Origin of the sequence: Pedobacter nototheniae (assembly GCF_032678625.1) — a bacterium.
Lineage (GTDB): Bacteria > Bacteroidota > Bacteroidia > Sphingobacteriales > Sphingobacteriaceae > Pedobacter > Pedobacter nototheniae_A.
The window spans coordinates 1,142,867-1,158,845 of the sequence record NZ_JAVTSO010000001.1 but is presented as its reverse complement, the minus strand read 5'-3'; the positions used below and the strand labels follow the sequence as shown (position 1 = coordinate 1,158,845).

The following is a 15,979-nucleotide window of genomic DNA, read 5'->3' as shown; positions in this document are numbered from 1 at the left end:
TTTTTGTTTTATTTTAACCAAAATTTAAAACCGGAAATTCTTTATGAGGGAAGCGCTGTTTGTAAAGCAAAATTCTGAAAAATGGAAAGGCTATGAGCAAATGCGCACAGACAATCCTGATGAACTGGCACATCGTTTTATCGATATAACAAATGATCTGGCCTATGCCAAAACATTTTACCCCAAATCTAAAACCACCGCCTATTTAAATGGCATTGCTTCTGTTTTACATCAGGCCATTTACAAAAACAAAAAAGAAGAAAAGGGTCGCTTTGTTCGTTTCTGGAAATATGAGTTGCCTTTATTATTTTATCAATATCGGAAACAGCTTTTATACTCCTTTATTTTTTTTATTATTTCCTGTTGCATCGGAGTGCTTTCGGCCAAATATGACGATTCATTTTTACGCATGTTTTTCGGCGATCGCTATGTAAATATGACGAATGAAAATATTGCCAAGGGAGATCCTTTTGGTGTATACAAACAACAAGGCGAATTTCAGATGTTTTTACAAATCGCCTCCAATAATGTTTGGGTTATGCTGCTCATGTTTGCAAGCGGTGCTTTCTTTTCAATTGGGCCTGTGTTTTTTCTGCTCAGAACAGGAATCATGATTGGAGCCTTTGAATACTTTTTCTTTAGCAGGGGTTTAGGCACGCAATCCATTTTGGTCATTTGGATTCATGGTACGCTGGAAATTTTAGCTGCGGTAATTGCAGGCGGGGCCGGTTTAGTTTTAGGCAGCGGATTATTATTCCCCAAAACCCACACACGTTTAACCGCTTTAAAAAACAGCGCAAAAGATGCTTCAAAAATTGCATTGGGCATTGTCCCAATTATTTTATTGGCTGCCTTCTTTGAAAGCTTTGTTACCCGGCACACAGAAATGCCAATTTGGCTAAGCATAACCATTTTAGGTGGCTCGCTTGCTTTTATGGTCGGTTATGTAATTATTTATCCCATAAAACTATTTAAACGTACTCAACAAGAATTATAATGGCAGAAAAAGTAGAATTTAGAAAAATACGGGAGTTTGGAGAACTTATTGGCGATACTTTTTTATTTATCAGACAAAATTTCAAACCTTTAGGTAAAGCATTTCTTTACATCTGCGGCATTTTCATTTTGGGCGGTATGATCAGCTCCATCATGACCCAGTTACAACTGGTAGATTTACAAAGCAATCCATATTCAGGTTCCTATCGAAGTTCTCCATTTAGCATATTTGCAAAAATCGGCATTCAATATATACTGGTTATTATTTTCATGGTTCTTTCTTATACTTCCATGTATATTACCATTTTAAGTTATATTGCTTTATATGTTCAAAAAGGAAATGTAGCGCCAAGTGTAGAAGAGGTTTGGAGTTATTTTAAGTTTTACTTTTTCAGAATGCTGGGCAGTGGAATTGTAATTTCGTTGTTTGCCACGGTATGTTTTATATGCTGTATTATTCCCGGCATTTATGTGTTCCCTGCAGTTACCATTTTTTATCCGATTATGATTATAGAAAACGGAAGCCTGGGTTACTCTTTTGGCCGTTCATTTAAACTGTTAAACGAAGAATGGTGGATAACCGCCGCCGTACTTATTATCATCTGGGTAATTACCTATGGCTGCATGCTTCTTACCCAATTACCCGCAATTATTCTGGGCATGGTAGGCGCCTTTACCCATACCGCAAATCCCCTTACCAAAACCTACGCTTTTTTAATTTCCATTTTACAATACATATCCTACATATTTACAATCATTCCCCTGATATGTGGAACCCTTATTTATTTCAATCTTGTAGAACGTAAAGAAAGCAGCGGTTTAATGGACAGAATTGATGGTTTAGGGAAAACTGGCGATCAAACTTACATACACCCTGAAGAATATTAACATGCGTTTACTGCTTATTTTAATTCTCTTTATTGGCATAAGTACGGCACAGGCAAAACCTGAGCAAAAACAGGCTGCGCCTAAAAAAAGTATTATTTTAAAAACAGACAGCAGTAAAATAGACATCCGCAGTCTTGATAAGGCTGCCATAAAAAGCTACAGTAAACAAAAAGATTTCATTTATGATGATGTACCACCAGAAAGCTTAAGCTGGTGGGATCGTTTTTTAAGGTGGCTTGGCAGCTTATTTAGTGAAGTTTTCGGTAATGCCATTGGTGGTGGTTTCTTGAAATACCTGCTTATTGGAGTTGCCATTGCCCTCATTGTATTTATTGTAATGAAACTTATTGGCATAGATTTTAAACTGCTTACCGGAAAATCAAAACAACTGGAAGTACCCTTTGAAGAAAGCTTAGAAAACATTCATGAAATAAATTTTGATGAGCAAATTGAGAAAGCACTTCAAAACAGCAATTATCGTTTGGTGGTAAGGCTTTTATATTTAAAAACCTTAAAAAAATTAAGCGACGGGCAGGTGATTATCTGGATGCCCGAAAAAACCAACCAAGCTTATATCCAGGAAATTAAAAGTGAAAACGCCCAGGCAGAATTTACCAAACTGACACAACAATTTGAATACATCTGGTATGGCGACTTTTTTATAGACAAACAAAGTTTCGAGCCTATTAATCAATCCTTTCATCAATTTAATCAGAAAATAGGATGAGCGGACTGAGAAAATACCTGATTTTTAGTGCAGTATTATTGGTTTCATACCTGCTTGCACAATATTTTAAACCCAAACCTACCAATTGGACACCAACTTATTTATCAGAAGATAAAATTCCTTTTGGTACTTATATTTTACGCCAGCGCATAAATGATATTTTTCCCGGTGCCGAGGTTAAAAAATCTAAAAAGCCAGTTTATAATACCTTAAAAGATAAACCAGCAGGTGCCTCCAACTATTTTATTATCGCTTCTTCCCTTAATATTGACAAACTGGATTACAGGGAAATGATCCGTTACATGGAAAGCGGAAATCATATTTTTATTGCCGCTTTCAGGATAAACGGCGTTTTGGCCGACACCTTAAAACTTGATGTTTCATCAGATTTTACCCTGAAACCCAAAGAAAAATCTCCGGTAAATTTTACCAATCCTGCTTTACGTAAAAGCAATGGTTATTATTTTGATAAAGGAATTAGTCAGCAGTTTTTTCAAAAAGTTGATTCTGCAAGAGCCATAGTTTTAGGTAACCGAGAAAAGAAGGAAGCTAATTTTGTACAATACAACTTTGGAAAAGGTGCCTTGTTTATTCTGCCCAACCCGCAACTATTAACCAATTACAGTTTATTAAAGCCCGATGGACTGGAGTATACATCCAAAGCCTTATCTTATTTACCCAACGTAAAAACCATTATCTGGGATGAACATTTTACCAGGCCTGATGATGAAGATACCGCTCCTTTAAGGGTAATTTTTAATAACCCACCGTTAAAATGGGCGTATTATATTGCGCTGTTTGGCCTGCTGGCTTTCGTTCTCTTTGAAATTAAAAGACGACAAAGAATTATTCCGGTAATAAACAGGTTAAGCAATACTTCTGTAGAGTTTGTTAAGGTGGTTGGGCGTGTATATTATCAGCAGCGAAATAACCGCGATATAGCAGAGAAAAAAGTAAAATTCTTACTGGAATATATAAGAAATAAGTACAGGTTAAGAACATTAGACCTTAATCAGGAATTTAAAGAAAAGCTGATTCATGTTTCAGATGCGACACCTGAAACCATAGAAAATCTTTTAATCGAAATTTATCATTTAGGAAGAGGACAAATGGTGAGTGATCAGCATTTAATTGACCTGAACAAAATAATTGAACAATTTTATAAACAAGACCAATAAATATGGAACAGGAAATGTTTAACCAACGTACAGATTTGAGCCAGTTAAACACGGCCGTACAGCAAATCAAAGAAACGCTGGGCAAAATTATAGTTGGACAAAAAGACACAATAGATCTTTTAATTGCAGGCTTGCTTGCAGATGGTCATCTTTTATTGGAGGGCGTACCCGGCGTAGCCAAAACTTTAAGTGCAAAATTGGTTGCCAAGTGTATTTCGGCCGTATTTTCCCGTATTCAGTTTACACCTGATTTAATGCCATCTGATGTATTGGGAACTGCGGTGTTTAGCCCTAAAACGGCTGAATTTCAATTCAGACAGGGGCCGATTTTCGGAAACATTGTACTGGTTGATGAAATTAACCGCGCACCAGCCAAAACGCAATCTGCTTTATTCGAAGCTATGGAAGAGCGCCAGATTACTGTTGATGGGCACACCTATCATTTAGACGAACCGTTTATGGTTTTAGCTACTCAAAACCCGATAGACCAGGAGGGAACCTATCGCCTGCCAGAGGCACAATTAGATCGTTTTCTTTTCAAAATCGAAGTCAAATACCCTTCATTAGAAGAAGAAATAGAGATTTTAGCCAATCAGCATCAACATAAAACAGATGACCAGCTGAACGAAATTAAAGCCGTTTTATCTGTTGAACAGGTAAAGTCGTTACGCGCAACCATTAAGGCTTTATTTGTTGAGCCAAAATTATTGGCTTATGCAGCACAAATAACACACGAAACCCGCAACAATAAATCGTTATACCTTGGAGCATCTCCAAGAGCTTCTTTAGCGATGGTTAATGGCGCCAAAGCAATAGCGGCCATGGCAGGCCGGGATTTTGTAACTCCCGAAGACATTATTAAGGTCGCCACTCCGGTACTGGCTCATCGCATTATGCTAAGTCCTGAAAAGGAAATGGAAGGACTCACCGCTGCCGACATCGTTGCCCAGATTATAAAGAAAATAGAAGTGCCGAGGTAAGTATTATGAAGAACACCCTAAGGAAATATTATAAAGATCTTTTTCTGGGAAACCGGCTATTCATCGCCATTGGCGTTTGTGTATGCTTATTTGTGTTTTCTTTTTTTGTTTCCTTTTTAGGCGATTTGCCTTATTTCTTTTTTGGTGCCCTGATTGTATTGGTTATTCTCGATTTCATTTTATTGTATAGAAATAACAAAGGTGTTTTTTTGCGGAGGGATACCCCCGACCGTTTAAGCAATGGGGATGATAATGAATTGAAAATATACCTCGAAAATTTTTATCCTTTTCAGGTCAAAATTGGGATCATTGATGAAATTCCTTTTCAATTTCAAAAACGCGATTTATGGTTTAATTCTTCCTTATCTGCCCGGGAACAGAAAATTATAACTTATTTCCTTCGCCCAACCAAACGGGGAGAATATGAATTTGGGCAAACCAGGCTTTACGTTCAATCGCCATTAGGTTTATTAAGCCGCAGGTTTAACCTCGGGGTAAATAAAACCGTTCCGGTATACCCCTCATTTTTAAAACTCAGGCAATACGAACTCATGGCAATTTCCAATCGCTTAACGGATGTTGGAATTAAAAAAATGAGAAGAATTGGGCACAGCATGGAGTTTGATCAGGTTAAAAACTATGTGGCTGGCGATGATTACAGAACGGTTAACTGGAAAGCTACAGCCCGCAAAGGCGAGTTAATGGTTAATGCATATACTGATGAAAAAGCACAACACATTTATTGTGTAATTGATAAATCGAGGGCTATGAAAATGCCCTTTGATGGCCTGAGCTTATTAGATTATGCCATTAATGCCAGTTTGATTTTGAGCAGCGTGGCTTTGATTAAAGAAGATAAGGCCGGTTTAATTACGGTAGCTGAAAAAACAGGAAGTATTGTGCCGGCCGACCGCCGACCAACACAACTGAACAAAATTATGGAGGTTCTTTACAAGGAAAAAACCCGTTACCTGGAAACAGATATGGAAGCCTTATACATCAGTGTGCGTGCAACGTTAAAACAGCGCAGCCTGATGATTTTCTTCACTAATTTCGAAAGCATGTCTGCATTGGAAAGACAGTTGCCTTATTTAAAAAGAATAGCGAAGTTCCATTTACTTTTAGTGGTGTTTTTTGAAAACACCACCTTGAAATCGCTTAGCGAAGAGCCTGCCAAGGATGTTGAAGGCATTTACATTAAAACTGTAGCAGAAAAATTTGCCTACGAAAAGAAACTGATGGTAAAAGAGCTTGCCAAATATGGCATACTGAGTCTTTTAACACCGCCACAAAATTTAACGGTAAATGTAGTCAATCAATATCTGGCGCTTAAAGCACAACAAAGAATTTAATTTGAATACAGCCAGGCGTATTTATTCTTCCTCTCTGAAGAAAACCTTGTAGTAATTCATTAGCTTATCATCATCGTAACCTTTCTCAATCAGTTCTTTGTTGCCATGAATGTAAATATGAAAGTTTTTATCCAGCTTTAAAACACTTTTATAGGCCCGGGCTTGTTTTTTAACTGCTGATTCGGCAATTTCAAAATTATCTGCAATCGGACTTTCGTATTCCTCTTCGTAATTTTTCTTATAGTTTTTAAAAGATTCTATTCCCTCAGCGTTACCAATTACTTCGTTTCCGAACTCTTCAATATCAAAGGTTTCCTTTTCCTTAAAATATTTCATAGAACGGTTTAACAGATCAATTTTATCTGCTTTGCTGATTTCATAATCGTCGTCCAGCTTCTGTGTGACAAAGTTTTTATAAACGCCAAGTACATTGTTGGTTTGGTTATAACTATCGTTACGGATTTTCAATTTTAAAAATTCGTCTTTCCAATATACCGCACTTTCTGTACTCCGGTTGGTTTGGTCCAAAACCACCACTTTGTAGCCTTCGCCCTGGTCGGTATTAAAAATCAAACAACCTTTGTCTAACTTATTAATGCTAATGGCTTCCTGTTCAAAGCTCATTCCGAAACCATCATCCTCAGGATAAACTTTTAAATAAGTGTCTTTTGTTTCCGATTTAAAGATCCCAACCACATCCAGCTGCTCCCCTTCAATTTGAACATTATGAAAAAATGCGACATAAAATTCGCCCGATTTAATCTTTGGATGATTGGCAACATCATGTAAATGTTTAGCCAGCTGCTGAGAATTTTCGTGAAAAAGTTCATTATTCTCAAAAATCTCATGTACAAAATGATACACTTCGTTAAGCTGCAAATTATCGTTAGGATGATAAAAACGATAGACTTCATTTACCTTTTCAAAAGGTTTTAAGAAATATTGCATCAACAAATTTCCCAAAATTTCATCACTTATATTTAGCGGTTTATCAGAAAGTCTGTAATATTCATCCAATAATTTATTACCTGTATGGTGAATGGAAAGTTGCTTAAGCGAAGCTTCGAAAAATGAAATCATAGCAGCAAAAGTAGTAAAAAGCCATGGGGTTTTGGAGATTTTTACAGATCTGTTTTTATGGTTTTATCCGGAAAATAAGCCTGAGCCCTTTCCAGGAAACCCTTTTGCCTCAACCCCTCTTCAACTTCAACAATGGCCTTCATTAAATTATTTTGGGTATTGGTAATTTCTGCAGTTGCCTGTATAATTACATCCCAAACCGGTTTCATGGTCGATAATAAAGTTTCGCCTTTCTCGGTAAGCTCCACCAAGCGTTTCCGGGTATCAGTTTTATCTTTTTTAGAACGAATGAGTTTCTCCCTTTCCAGTTCCTTTAATAAACTGATGGTTGAAGGATGAGCATAGCCAATTTCTTCGGAAAGTAAAACTACACTCATCGCAGATTTTTTATGTAATGTATACAAAACCGGGAACCATTTGGGTTGAAAATCAATACCAAAAGCTTTGTAAATTAATACCCCATCTTTGCGAATCTGATCGCTTAAACGCTGTAAACGTGTAGAAATTGCAAGTAATCCGGAAGCATCTATTACATTTTGTTCCATTATTGAACGGGTTTTAAACTAAGCTTATAAAATACATTGTCGACTTCCATTCTTGGAAAATAAGCAGGTAAACTTTCAGCCGGAATGTTCACAAAGCCATTGCGTTCGTAAAAACGGCAGGCCGCCTGCAATACATCTTTTGTACCCAAATATATCTCATTAAAACCATTTTCGCGGCAATAATTAATAAGCGTTGCAAATAGTTCCTGCGCAATGCCCAGTTCTTTTCCCCTGAAATCTTTTTTAACAAACATCTTCCGGATTACGCCTGTTTTATGTTCCGGAATGGCTATCAGGGCAATAGTTCCTACAAGTTCTTCATTTATTTTGGCACCCCAGAAAGCGCCACCGGTTCCATCATAATTACTTTCTATATCTAAAAGATCTGGTTGCGCATTTAAATCTATATCTACATTAAACTCTATTTGTTGGATGGGCAAAATTAACCCGATAATCGCTTCACAAAATTGATTATCCAAACGTTCTATTTTAAATTCCTTTTGCATGATTAAATATTATAAAACAAATATATGTAGTTAACTACATATATTAAAATTTTTAGATCATTTGATGAATCAAAATGACTGTAAATCCATAATAAGCATAACGGGGAAGTATTAAACTAAAAAGTCCTGATTTACATCAGGACCTTTCCAATTTTCTTTTTCGAGGTTAAGTACCTATGAGTTTATTCAGAAAATCTACAAACTTTTTATTGGAATAATCAGCAATGCCTTCATGCCTGAAAGATAAACGCCCTTGCTTATCAAAAATGACTGTTGTTGGCAAAGCACTTTCAAAAATCTGTGTCGGAATCTCGCTTTCTATCTTATAAACAGGCATTTCAAATTTTCTGTTCAGCATAAATTCCGATGATTTCGCCAGGTTACCATCTGCATCCGCAAAAATAAAAACCACATTTTTATTGTCTTTAAACTGATTGTACAATTTATTAAGCGATGGCATTTCTGCCCTGCAGGGCGGGCACCAGGTTGCCCAGAAATTCAGGAAGATTACCTTACCTTTTAAATCGCCTAAATCAACCACTTCGCCTTTTACATTCTTAAACTGAATGCCGTTTAAGTTGCTTACACCAACTTTAGTTTCTTCTATTTTAGGGGAATAGAAACCTACTTTAATCAAACCCTGGATCAGCATGGCTTTTGCATCAGGCACAAAAATGATTACCAGGAATAAAATAATGAATAAGATGTTAATGATGTGCTTTTTAATCAATTTCATTGCTTTGCTAATTTTATTGTGCGCTCAATTTCGTTCTTAAATTCAACTGAAACCGGAAATTTATCTTCAGGCAAATAAGTCTTTATAAGCTGCAAGATATCTGCTGCTTCTGCCTTTTTATTTTCTTCAATGTATTTTTTAGCTTGTACGTAAATCAGATATCGCATTGAATTCATTTGATTAACTTCCTGTTCGCTATTAAAGTTTACCTCTTTTGCCAGTTCCAATGTATTAATCAATTCGGCTTTAAACACCTTCGGAAGTGGATTTGCACCTTTATCAATGTTTAATTTATCTACCGAAACACCTTCCGTAATATTATCTGTTAGAGATAATCTTGCATCATCATCAAATAAACGAGTAAAATAAACCGGACGTTTAAATTCGTTTTTCTTTAATAAACTAAGTACTAAAATATCATCCTTCCCTAAATACTGACCTGCATAACGAGGTTTAACCTTCCAGCTGAAAACACCACCGCTTTGGGTATTTTTAATAGTAACGGTTTTTTCCTTCCATGGAATGTACTCCAGGCTATCTATTACTGCTTTTTGTAAACCAAATTCGATTGTTTTATTCCCTGTTAAAAAATGTGGATACCATTTAGTATTCAGCAGGCCGAGATCTATAATGGATACATCTTTTCGATAGCCATCATTATATTGCAAGTACCATAATGGAAAAGTCCACGAATCGCCATAAGAAATTAAAATTGCATCTTTTGTGCAGGCATCTAAAGCATTTTTTGCCGTTTTAATTACAAATGAATCAAAGCCACCTCTTTTAATGCCTTCTGCAAAGGCCCATTTTGCTGAATCTATTTTATTGTGAAAAATATAATTCATGGCCATTGAGCCCCACTCGCTACTAATCTTACTGTAAGGATCGAGTATCAGCATTTCTCCTTTATATTTGGGAGAAAGTTTATTAACCTTTTCAAGATGCTCGCTTGTTTTAATTAAAATGGGTAAGGTCATTCCAATAATACCCTTGCCATCTTTTGAATTTAAGCGACTGTATGCATAGCCTAAAAAGTAATGTGCTTCTGCATTATCAGGTTTTAACTGAACCGCTTTTTCCAGATTTTTTACTGCAAGATCATAATTTTGGGCTTCGTGTTCTTTTTTAAATTCTGCCTTTCCGTTAATCATTAATTGCTCAAAAGTTTCATCTTGTGCATAAACAGAAAAACTTAATATTGTTAGTAAAGCAATAATGATTTTTTTCATGGCTTAATCCTTTAGTCCTAATCTAAACTTACGGGCAGTATCTTTTGCGATATCGTAACCGGCATCAGCATGGCGAATTACACCCATTGCCGGATCGTTATGTAAAACTCTTTTTAAGCGAACGGCAGCTTCATCTGTTCCATCGGCAACGATAACCATGCCGGCATGAATAGAATAACCAATACCAACGCCACCACCATGGTGTAGCGATACCCAGCTTGCGCCTCCGGCGGTATTAATTAATGCATTTAACACCGGCCAGTCTGCCACCGCATCAGATCCATCCAACATGGCTTCTGTTTCACGATTAGGCGAAGCAACGGAACCAGTATCTAAATGATCGCGACCAATTACGATTGGTGCTTTTACTTTACCCTCTGCAACCAGCTTATTAAATGCCAATCCGGCCCTTTCTCTTTCACCCAGGCCTAACCAACAAATTCTGGCAGGTAAACCCTGAAAAGCAATGCGCTCCTGTGCCATTTTAATCCAGCGGTGTAAACTTTCATTTTCAGGAAAAAGTTCCAAAATCAGCTTATCTGTTTCGTATATATCCTGCGGATCGCCACTTAAAGCTGCCCATCTGAACGGGCCCTTTCCCTCACAAAATAATGGACGGATGTAAGCAGGTACAAATCCAGGAAAGTCGAATGCATTTTCTACGCCAACTTCCAAAGCTCTTCCACGCAGGTTATTCCCATAATCGAAGGTTATGGCACCACGTTTTTGTAATTCGAGCATTTGTTTTACGTGTTTAGCCATGGTTGCATAAGATTTGGTTACATACTCTTCAGGATTACCTGTACGTAAGGCCGCAGCTTCATCAACACTTAATCCCTCGGGGAAATATCCTATCAAAGGATCATGTGCCGAAGTTTGGTCGGTTAAAGTATCAGGGGTAATTCCACGATCTATCAGGCGTTGCAACAATTCTACAGCGTTACAAACCACACCAATAGAAATGGCTTTTTCCTCTTTTTTATACATCAAAGCTTTATCAATCGCTTCATCGAGGTCAAAAATAATCTCATCAATGTAACGGGTTTCTAAGCGTTTACGTATGCGCCACTCTTCTACATCAGCTGCCAAACAAACGCCTTCGTTCATGGTTATGGCCAAAGGCTGTGCGCCGCCCATGCCGCCTAAACCAGCCGTAACATTCAGCTTACCTTTTAAACTGCCCTCAAAATGCTTTTTAGCTAAGGCCGCATAAGTTTCGTAAGTACCTTGCACAATACCTTGCGAACCGATATAAATCCAGGATCCGGCGGTCATTTGACCATACATCATTAATCCTTTATCTTCCAATTCATCAAAATGTTTTTGGGTAGCCCATTTTGGAACCAGTTGCGAGTTAGAAATTAAAACCCTCGGTGCATCTTTATGCGTAGGCAATACGGCTACGGGCTTGCCCGATTGAACTAAAAGGGTTTCATCGTCTTCCAATTCTTTAAGTGCCTTTATAATCAGGCTTAAGGACTCCTTATTTCTTGCCGCTTTGCCGCGACCACCATAAACGATTAAATCTTCGGGCCTTTCGGCTACATCAGGGTCTAAATTATTTAAAAGCATACGCAATGCTGCTTCCTGAATCCAGCCTTTACAATTTAGTTCGGGGCCTGTTGGTGTTTGTTTTTGGCTTAAATTTAAACCGTTGGTTAGAGTTGTAGTCATATTCACTATAAAAGCAATGTTACGCTTCAAAGATATATATTTGGATACTATTTACTACTTTTGGCTCATTGAAAAAGCAAAAGCAACATATTAAAAATTATTTATCAGCTATTATGCTGGTTGTTTTTGCTATTGCGTTAACACCCTGGAACCTTATACACCATCATGAGCCTATTCCGGTGGTACCAAAAGAGGTTAACTGCAAACACTTAACACACGTTCAGGCGCATGCAGAAAATTGTTTAATCTGTAATGCGGGCTTTGAAAAAAACTATGTTCAAACGCATCATCTTTATAAAATCTTTCTTTCAGCTAAATTATTCGGACAAACCGAGCCTGTTTTAAAGAGTTTTTATACCGAATTAAAAAGAACGACTTTACGAGGTCCCCCTTTGGCTTAATTTTTTCTGCTTTAGCAAACAATTAAGTGTTTGCTTTCTAATATTTATTAATGTAATACGGCAAGATTCTGTTTTAAACGGGGGTTTACGAGTATTCCATTTTCCATCTAAAAAATTAATAACATGAAAAAATTACAGCTTATCGGCCTTGTAATTCTATATACAATATTTACGAATACTGCATTTGCAGCAATTTTAAAAGACATTAAGGGTAAAGTAACGGATGCCAGTAATCAGCAAACTTTACCTGGCGCCACCATTTTTATTCCGGATTTGCGCGTTACTGCTGTAACGGATAATAATGGAGAATTTACCTTAAATAACTTACCAGCCAAAGGCACATATTTGGTTGAGGTGCATTATGTGGGTTACAAAACGGCCACCAAAACAGTTAATTTAGCCAGCAGCGGCAATTTAGATTTCAGCCTACAGCCTACTGCCATTGAAACCAAGGAGATTGTTATTACCGGCAGTTTGATTAGCAGTACAAGCAAAAGAAACAGTGCTTCTTCTGCTGTTGTAGGAAAAGACCAGCTTTTGGCGCCATCTACCAATTTAATTGATGCTTTAACAAAGATTCCTGGTGTATCTCAAATTACCACAGGGCCATCTATTTCCAAACCTGTAATAAGAGGTTTGGGTTATAACCGTATTGTAACGCTGGATGACGGGATTAAACAGCAAGGACAGCAGTGGGGCGATGAACATGGTATAGAAATCGATCAGTTTAAATCAGACCGTGTAGAGGTTTTGCGTGGTGCAGCTTCTTTAATGTATGGTTCTGACGCTTTGGGTGGTGTAATAAACTTATTAGAACCCAGCAGCCCGCCCGAAGGGCAGATTAAAGGCGAATTTATTACAAATTACTCTACAAATAATGGTCTTACCGCTAACTCATTAATGCTGAACGGCAACGAAAATGGCTTTGTTTGGAGAGCGCGCGGCACCTACAAAAATGCTTATTCATTTAAAACACCAACAGGCTATTTTCCAAATTCGGGTTTTAATGAAACCGATTTAAGTGGAATGGTTGGTTTGAACAAAAGTTGGGGTTACACCCACTTAAACGTATCTAACTTTAGAAACAATATCGGTTTTTACGAGCCGACTTTAGATGACAATGGAAATTTTGTTAAAGAAGACGGCGATCCTTTTACCAATTCTGACTATAAAAGCAGGGATTTAGAATATCCACGCCAGGACATCAGGCATTTTAAAATTGCTTTAAATAACAACTTCATTTTAGGCAATGGTAATTTAAAAGCTGATTTTGGTTATCAGCAAAATCAGCGTCGCGAATTAGACGGACCGGAACCTGCTTTATTCTTCGACTTGAAAACTTACAATGCAGATTTAAAATACTACATCCATGAAATGAATGGATGGCAACCCGTTTTTGGTGTTAGTGCAGATGCCGGCCATAGTCAAAATAAAGGAACAGAATTTTTAGTTCCGGCTTATAATACTTACGGAATTGGTGTATTTGCCTATGCTAAAAAGAACTGGGATAATAATACTTTCAGTTTAGGTGCCCGTTACGATTTCCGTAAGAACAATGGCAAACAGTTATTTGATGATGGAGAGGAAAGATTTGCACCTTTTGAGAACAAGTTTTCTAACGTGAGTGGTGCTTTAGGTTTTACACACCAATTTAATGAAGAATGGAATTTTAAAGCAAATGCTGGTTCTGCATTCCGTGCGCCAAACCCTGCTGAGTTAGGCTCAAATGGGGTGCACGAGGGTACTTTCCGCTATGAGGTTGGTAATCCAAACTTAAACCCGGAGCGCAGTTATCAAATTGATGCTGCCTTAGAATACGAGGGCAAGATAGTGAGTGCGAGTGCCAGTGTTTACAATAACTATATCCACAACTATATTTATGCTTCAAATAATGGCGAAGTAAGGGAGGTAGACGGAGATCAGTTCAACGTATATCATTACGGGCAGGTAAACGCAAACCTTTATGGTGCAGAAGCCAGCTTAACCATTCATCCGGTTCCATTTATCCATTTTGAAAACACTTTTGGTTATGTGCATGCACAAAACACCTCAATGGATAAGCCTTTATCATTTATTCCGGCGGCAAATTTAAGAAACGAATTGCGTTTTGAGCCAAAGCTCAAGGGAACCAATGATGCTTACCTATCTGTGGGTATTAATTCGGCATTTAAACAAAACCGCATAGATGAGGATTTTGAAACTAAAACCAGTGGTTATACTTTGCTAAACGCTGGTATTGGGGCTACCTTTAATTTAGGTAAACAGCCAATTAAATTATCAGTATCGGCAAATAACCTGTTAGATCAGAAATATTACGATGCTTTAAGCAGATTTAAACCAGGCAGGTTTGATTCAGAAAATCCAAACTTAGGCGTTTACAATACCGGTAGAAACATTACCTTCGGTTTGTATGTTCCTTTTACTTTGGTAAAATAGAAATAAAAAAGCCCCTGCTTAATAACGAGCAGGGGCTTTTTTATGCTATAAGCTTATTCGTTTCTACCCATTTGGTAATCGTATAAAATTTTCCCTTCAGGAGAAATGATGTAAACCCCACTGACGTAATCCATTTCTTCGCCCGAAAAATAATGTACTGCAAAACCCTCTTTACATTTGGTTACATTTTTATAGTATAACGGTTTCCCCGGCAACACCCACAAAATTTTGCCCGTATTTACATCAAGGCTTTGTAGCGTTAGTGGCGACCTATCGCTGGCATTCGCATTCATAGAGATAAGCAGATTTGTTTGATCCTGGTATAAAATTTCAGGTCGAAAATACTTCCGGTCTGGTGTAAAATTCCCTGGTTTATTTCTATCGTAATCCTCGCCGGGCAATACTTTAGATAATTTATCCGTGTAATTAAAACTAAAATATGGCTTAGTAATTAGCTTATTTCTTGCAGTTTCAAATGCTTTCCAATCCCCATCCTTAAAAAGTTGATCTGAGGCGATTATGTAATTGAATTTATTGCCCTCATTGGTTAAAATAACCAGATCATCATTGTTAAAATTAATTTTAGCGACACCTGCACTTATTTCAGGATAATTTTTAAACATGCTTTCCGTTACATCAACCAAAGTGTTTGCTGCTTTATCAAGCTTAAAAAGTTTTGTTTCATTATAAAGCATGTAGATTGAGTGGTCTGACGTTATCTTAAAATTTATAGAATGATCGTCAAGGCGTCTTATTCTATTAAAAATAATTTGATCCTTAACCTGTTTTTTTGTTATCGGATTTACAACTACAATGTGTGTATTCACAAAATCATAATTGCCATTTTTCTCTCTTAAATGTTCTCTGGCAATCCTCATATACATCACTTCGCCAGATACGGAATTCATATAAACTGCATTGTCAATACCTGAATAATCATATTTTTCTTTTTCCTCAATCTTATCGGTTCTACTTTTTTTAGAACTGGGTACTAAGAAGAAGAATACCATCAGAACAAACATGAGAAAAGCGCCAAAAATGAGCGCCACTTTTTTTGATGTTTGTTGAGCAGTAAACGTTGGCTGAGCTGAATTATGATTATAGTTTACATTAACATTTATGTCATCGTTATCCAGGTAATATTCTGTTTGGCAGCTATCACATCTAAAGTAATCGGGTTTAATTTCTGTTTTGTGAATACTGCCACAGTTAGGGCATTTTATTGCTTTAATATTTTTAGCCATAAGAGCG

At 37.2% G+C, this 15,979-nt stretch carries 15 protein-coding genes; 8 read left to right on the top strand and 7 right to left on the bottom strand.

From position 1 onward, the window contains the following. Positions 1 to 43 precede the first annotated feature (43 nt). From R2Q77_RS05270 to R2Q77_RS05245, 6 genes are read left to right on the top strand one after another with little or no spacing between them, the layout of a single operon-like run. Positions 44 to 997: a stage II sporulation protein M gene (locus tag R2Q77_RS05270; protein WP_316802662.1), complete on the top strand. Its 954-nt coding sequence runs from the start codon at positions 44 to 46 to the stop codon at positions 995 to 997. Then, the gene (locus R2Q77_RS05265) at positions 997 to 1,884 is read left to right on the top strand and encodes a hypothetical protein (RefSeq protein ID WP_316802661.1); all 888 of its coding nucleotides are present in this window, start codon (positions 997 to 999) and stop codon (positions 1,882 to 1,884) included. Before R2Q77_RS05270 ends, R2Q77_RS05265 begins: the two co-directional genes overlap by 1 nt. Position 1,885: 1 nt before the next feature. Further along, entirely contained in the window at positions 1,886 to 2,611 is a 726-nt protein-coding gene (locus tag R2Q77_RS05260; RefSeq protein ID WP_316802660.1) for a hypothetical protein, read from the top strand. Beyond that, positions 2,608 to 3,789 carry a DUF4350 domain-containing protein gene (locus tag R2Q77_RS05255; RefSeq protein WP_316802659.1) on the top strand — a complete coding sequence of 394 codons (1,182 nt, stop codon included), beginning with the start codon at positions 2,608 to 2,610 and terminating at the stop codon, positions 3,787 to 3,789. Before R2Q77_RS05260 ends, R2Q77_RS05255 begins: the two co-directional genes overlap by 4 nt. Before the next feature lie 2 nt (positions 3,790 to 3,791). Next, positions 3,792 to 4,769 carry a MoxR family ATPase gene (locus R2Q77_RS05250; RefSeq protein WP_316802658.1) on the top strand — a complete coding sequence of 326 codons (978 nt, stop codon included), beginning with the start codon at positions 3,792 to 3,794 and terminating at the stop codon, positions 4,767 to 4,769. A gap of 5 nt (positions 4,770 to 4,774) precedes the next feature. After that, entirely contained in the window at positions 4,775 to 6,121 is a 1,347-nt protein-coding gene (locus tag R2Q77_RS05245) for a DUF58 domain-containing protein (protein WP_316802657.1), read from the top strand. Between the two features lie 21 nt (positions 6,122 to 6,142). Here the strand turns inward: R2Q77_RS05245 and R2Q77_RS05240 are convergent, their stop codons facing one another. The 6 genes from R2Q77_RS05240 to hutU form a co-directional block, all read right to left on the bottom strand. Next, the gene (locus R2Q77_RS05240) at positions 6,143 to 7,201 is read right to left on the bottom strand and encodes a nucleoid-associated protein (protein ID WP_316802656.1); all 1,059 of its coding nucleotides are present in this window, start codon (positions 7,199 to 7,201) and stop codon (positions 6,143 to 6,145) included. A 41-nt stretch (positions 7,202 to 7,242) separates the two neighbouring features. After that, on the bottom strand, positions 7,243 to 7,746 hold the full coding sequence (locus R2Q77_RS05235) for a MarR family winged helix-turn-helix transcriptional regulator (RefSeq protein WP_316802655.1): 504 nt from the start codon (positions 7,744 to 7,746) through the stop codon (positions 7,243 to 7,245). After that, a complete protein-coding gene (locus R2Q77_RS05230) occupies positions 7,746 to 8,252 on the bottom strand; it encodes a GNAT family N-acetyltransferase (RefSeq protein WP_316802654.1) in 507 nt (168 codons plus the stop codon). The genes R2Q77_RS05235 and R2Q77_RS05230 overlap by 1 nt, the downstream gene beginning before the upstream one ends. Before the next feature lie 166 nt (positions 8,253 to 8,418). Next, positions 8,419 to 8,988, bottom strand: a complete 570-nt coding sequence (locus tag R2Q77_RS05225; protein ID WP_316802653.1) for a TlpA disulfide reductase family protein — start codon at positions 8,986 to 8,988, stop codon at positions 8,419 to 8,421. Continuing rightward, on the bottom strand, positions 8,985 to 10,217 hold the full coding sequence (locus R2Q77_RS05220; protein WP_316802652.1) for a tetratricopeptide repeat protein: 1,233 nt from the start codon (positions 10,215 to 10,217) through the stop codon (positions 8,985 to 8,987). Before R2Q77_RS05220 ends, R2Q77_RS05225 begins: the two co-directional genes overlap by 4 nt. Positions 10,218 to 10,220: 3 nt before the next feature. Then, entirely contained in the window at positions 10,221 to 11,891 is a 1,671-nt protein-coding gene (gene hutU / locus R2Q77_RS05215; protein ID WP_316802651.1) for a urocanate hydratase, read from the bottom strand. A gap of 68 nt (positions 11,892 to 11,959) precedes the next feature. Here hutU and R2Q77_RS05210 point away from each other — a divergent pair, with 68 nt between their 5' ends. After that, entirely contained in the window at positions 11,960 to 12,292 is a 333-nt protein-coding gene (locus R2Q77_RS05210; RefSeq protein WP_316802650.1) for a hypothetical protein, read from the top strand. A gap of 123 nt (positions 12,293 to 12,415) precedes the next feature. Next, positions 12,416 to 14,728 (top strand): TonB-dependent receptor, encoded by a 2,313-nt coding sequence (locus R2Q77_RS05205; RefSeq protein WP_316802649.1) that lies wholly within the window; start codon positions 12,416 to 12,418, stop codon positions 14,726 to 14,728. A 53-nt stretch (positions 14,729 to 14,781) separates the two neighbouring features. On the opposite strand, the gene R2Q77_RS05200 is transcribed toward R2Q77_RS05205, so the two are convergent. Further along, a complete protein-coding gene (locus tag R2Q77_RS05200; RefSeq protein WP_316802648.1) occupies positions 14,782 to 15,972 on the bottom strand; it encodes a hypothetical protein in 1,191 nt (396 codons plus the stop codon). Positions 15,973 to 15,979: the final 7 nt, after the last annotated feature.